Origin of the sequence: Trichlorobacter sp., from assembly GCF_030247655.1 — a bacterium.
Lineage (GTDB): Bacteria > Desulfobacterota > Desulfuromonadia > Geobacterales > Pseudopelobacteraceae > Trichlorobacter.
In genome coordinates, this window is sequence record NZ_JAOTRZ010000249.1 from 1 (window position 1) to 4,033 (window position 4,033).

Annotated in this window: 5 protein-coding genes and 1 pseudogene; 1 reads left to right on the top strand and 5 read right to left on the bottom strand. The window is 49.4% G+C overall.

Translation table 11 applies throughout. The annotated features are described in order from the left end of the window. Positions 1-302 precede the first annotated feature (302 nt). Positions 303-752 carry a hypothetical protein gene (locus OEL57_RS14940; protein WP_300741545.1) on the top strand — a complete coding sequence of 150 codons (450 nt, stop codon included), beginning with the start codon at positions 303-305 and terminating at the stop codon, positions 750-752. Between the two features lie 482 nt (positions 753-1,234). Here the strand turns inward: OEL57_RS14940 and OEL57_RS14945 are convergent, their stop codons facing one another. From OEL57_RS14945 to OEL57_RS14965, 5 genes and pseudogenes are all read right to left on the bottom strand, one after another. Then, complete coding sequence (locus OEL57_RS14945) at positions 1,235-1,546, bottom strand: type II toxin-antitoxin system RelE family toxin (protein WP_300741546.1); 312 nt, start codon at positions 1,544-1,546, stop codon at positions 1,235-1,237. Further along, positions 1,543-1,797 carry a hypothetical protein gene (locus OEL57_RS14950; RefSeq protein ID WP_300741548.1) on the bottom strand — a complete coding sequence of 85 codons (255 nt, stop codon included), beginning with the start codon at positions 1,795-1,797 and terminating at the stop codon, positions 1,543-1,545. Before OEL57_RS14950 ends, OEL57_RS14945 begins: the two co-directional genes overlap by 4 nt. A 63-nt stretch (positions 1,798-1,860) precedes the next feature. Continuing rightward, positions 1,861-2,120: pseudogene (locus tag OEL57_RS14955) on the bottom strand (IS4 family transposase); the annotation flags it as partial. An 87-nt stretch (positions 2,121-2,207) separates the two neighbouring features. Then, entirely contained in the window at positions 2,208-3,287 is a 1,080-nt protein-coding gene (gene lptG / locus OEL57_RS14960) for an LPS export ABC transporter permease LptG (protein WP_300741549.1), read from the bottom strand. Continuing rightward, positions 3,287-4,033, bottom strand: a 747-nt coding sequence (locus OEL57_RS14965) for an LptF/LptG family permease (RefSeq protein ID WP_300741551.1), incomplete at its 5' end; no start/stop codon positions are given. The genes OEL57_RS14965 and lptG, both read right to left, overlap by 1 nt.

Consider the following 4,033-nt stretch of genomic DNA (forward strand, 5'->3'; position numbering starts at 1 on the left):
TCAAATCTGGGCTAGCGGGCTTTTTCACAAGTTGTAATTCAGGGGTTGTTTGGTAAGCTATTTCGGCGATTTGGCAAGATCAAGCCGCCCTACTCTTCCGGCCTCGGTGGGCGGTTTCGGCAGCGCAAGGTAAACGCCAACTTGGGCAAGTGCTTCTCTGCTCCTAACGGCTCAATCAACTCGGACTGGCTTACTGTGCGCTGAATTTCACCAGTGCCTCAGTCGTCAGTTGGTCGGCAGTTCAGGCAGCACCGCTCCGGCGTCGCCAGCCGGTTATCTCGTAAACGTTAGAGGGCAACAGAATGCAACCGACAACAACTCGCCTTTTTTTTCTGTTTCTTGTTGTAGCTGTCTTGTCCGGCTGTGCTGTTGTCGAAAAGGTTTTACTTGTCCCAGAAGAAGACGGAAAGGTTAGTTACAGTGGCAAACTTACAAAACAACAAGTTTTCAAGACAGTTGGCGAAGTAGCAGAAGAGTTGAAAATTCCAGCTTGGTCAAACGAAATTACTTATTCAAACTTATCAGAAGGCATCATCGAGACAGGCAATTTCAGTAAAACCAATGTCATGGGAATTCGTTTAAAGGCCCAGGTTTATTCAGAAAAGACTGTTGTTGAAGTCACAGTAAAAGGTGTCGGGCCATACTACTCTAAGCTTGCCCTCAAAGAGGCATTAAATTCATATATGTCCGTTTTGCAAAAACGACTAACTGAACAAAGTATAGCGCCAGGTAGCTTGCCAAAGTCACCATAATAGCGGGGCCGCCCTCTAACGGCTCAATCAACTCGGACTGGCTTACTGTGCGCTGAATTTCACCTATGTCTCAGTCGTCAGTTGGTCGGCAAATCAAGCAGCACCCCTCCGGCATCGCCAGCCGGTTATCTCGTAAACGTTAGAAGCCTTTTGTACCAGCGTCGCTCGTGGCACCTAAAGTCAAAAACGCTTCGGCCAGCTAGGCCTCATCAAATCTGGGCTAGCGGGCTTTCTCGCAGCAAGTTGAAATTCAGGGGTTGTTTGGTCGATGGTTTCAGCGATTCGGCAAATTCCGGCTGGCCGGTTCGTCCGGCTTTTGCGGGTGGTTTCAGGCAGCGCAATGTAAACGCCAACTTGGGCAAGTGCTTCTCTGCTCCTAACGGCTCAATCAACTCGGACTGGCTTACTGTGCGCTGAATTTCACCTATGCCTCAGTCGTCGGTTGGTCGGTAGTTCAGGCAGCAAGGCGCAAAAACATTGAGTTATCCCCAATATGTTTTGTCATGAGGCCCGAGGAGGATAAATTTGAGTGTATCATCAGTGCATTCTTGGCAGTCGTCGCAGAGAACAATTGAGTCATCGCCTTTTTTTCGGCAGATTGAGCAATAAAGAAAAATTATCAGAAAATTACGACGAACTGGACAGCTGTAGTATCCACGCAAGTTTCCTTTAAGAGGCTCACCCAGTGAAATTGGGCTGGCAATAATCATATCAACTTTTTTACGCACTGCCTCTTTTATGGAACTATGCTTTTTCAGGGAAGCTCTAAACTCATCGCTGAAAACAATATTCATTTAAACACCTCATCGTAACTGTGCCATTTGACAGCACCAGTTTTGATTCGAGACATTGTAGAAAGAAGTGAATCAGTAAAATCTGGATCACCCAAAATAATTTCAGTTGGGTCATTCTCTTTGAGTCGCTTTAATTTTAATGCAAATTGTGTAAAAACCTCTGAAACGGTTGTCCTTTGACTTTCTGCATACCCTTTGACAAAGTCCATAAGGTCAGCGTCAAGACTAAGGTTAATTCTGGCTTTTTGCATACATCACCTCCTGAGAGCATATTATGCGCACAACATGCGTTTGTCAAGAAGGTGGCAGCATCATTAGTGTCCAGAATAATTTAAGAATAAATTCAGCTGCTTAGGTTTTAACTTTGTCCTGTTTTTGTAATCGCCAAATGTAAGAAGCTGGTTTAATTCAGTTCTTTCAAAAGCAGATACGCTCAAAATCTGTAACATTGTGTAGAGGCTGGCTCGATTTTTAGCCGTTTTTTGATAATGGCGACCTTCAGGTAAACGCTGACAGCTATCCAGATCTGGGTCTTCACGGCATTTTCTGAGGTGCCGTAGAAGGTCTTGATCCTCTAATGGGCATAATGACCTTTGGTCATGATGCCCATTATCGTTAAACACATCTCAGCAACAATACAGGCACTGGCAACAGATGAGATTTATTGTTGCTTAACCGTCATGGAAAGCCAGATGCCAGTTAGAACAAAGATAAGATTTGCCCCCCAGGCAGCGACAAAGGGGGGCAATACCCCACTGCGGCCGTAGGACTGGACAGCGGCATTAATGATGAAGTAGGCGAACCCGATCGCTACACCGGCCCCGACCCCCATGGCGACCCCGCTGGTACGGCCGGTCTTGAGGGCAAAAGGGATGCCCAGGATAACCATTACAAAGGCACCAAACGGCAGGGCCAGCTTGGCATGCATCATGGTGCGATAGCGACCGGCCGGGTAGCCGCCCCGCTCAAGGCTGATCGCGTACTCCCGCAGTTTGCGGAAGCTGAAGTTATCAGCGTTGTTATCCAGAATCCGCAGATCATCCACCTTCAGGGTTAACGGCACCGCTAAACGAGGCGATGCCACCACCCCACCCCGCCCGGCAAAGGTACGTGTTCGTACTTTGAGCAGCTCCCACCCGGCAGCACCATGTATCGCCTGTTCTGCATCCATACGTCTGATCGGCTGCATGTCGGGAGAAAGATCCCAGACCGTTACCCCTTGCAAGGTCTGTGTTTTGGGATCAAATACCTTGGCCTGCAGGATCAGGTTATTGGAGCGGAACCAGATATTATTAAGCCGAAAGAAGGTATTAATGTTCTGCTTCCTGATCACTACTTTCTCAATATGTTCCATCTGCTGGTAGCTTTGGGGCACGACAAATTCCGAGTTGATCAACAGCACCAGACTGCAGAGCAGCCCTAACACCAGGATCGGCAGTACAATACGTGGGATACTTAAGCCGCAACTGCGCATGGCGGTCAGCTCACTGCTGCGGGAGAGCATGCCCAGTGCCAGCAGGGTTGCCATCAAGACCGCAAACGGCATGGTCTGTCCCAGCATCTCAGGGATCTTGAACAGAAAAAACTGCAGGATAGCGCTTAGCGAGGCCCCAGCTTTGCTGAAACGGCCCAGTTTCTCCATAAAATCAAGGATCAGATAGACCGCAAGAAATCCTCCCTGACAGAGCAGGAACAGGCGCAGCCAGGTGGCTGCCAGATAGCGTCCCACAATACCAAACATCAGGCAGACCTCCCGAATCTGAAGAGTCGCCCCAGGGCTGATCTAATTGTCATTTCCTGGGAGGCCAGACGAAGCAGCAGCAGTCCAATGCTCAGGAAGATCAGGTTGGGCAGCCAGACCGCCAGAACCGGTGAAATCCCCCCTTTTTCAGCCAGAGTACGCAGAAATGAGAGCAGGACATAGTAGACCAACAGGATCAGAATGCTGATGGTAAAACCGGAGCCTTTACCTGAACGACGGTTAGAAAGCCCCAATGGCAGCGCCAGAATGGCAAATACAAAGGTGGCAAAGGGAAAGGCAAAACGGCTGTGCAGTTCAGTGGCCATCTTCAGGCGGGCCTGGGGGGATACCTGCGTACTGTTCATCCCACGGCGCAGCTCACCTATCCCCAGATCCATTTCTGTCCTGACCAACGGCGTGCTTCGTCCTGATTCAGCGGTCAGCAGATATTCGCCAAAGGAGATCAGTCGGTAATCCTCTTTCTGCTGGGTATGAATAGTGCCGTTTTTCAGCAGTATCCGCAGTACGCCAGTGCCACCGTCAGAGGAGATCAGGCCGCTTTTGGCAAAGATGGTCAAAGGGCGCTCAGCATCACGGCTATCCTGGATCATTACCCGCTGCATGGTACGTTGGGCTTCATCATATTGATCAACGTACAGGACAATACCAGGCAGATCATCACGGAAGATCCGCTCACGGATGGCAGAGGCGGCATATTTACGGGCCACATCCATGGTCATCTGCTT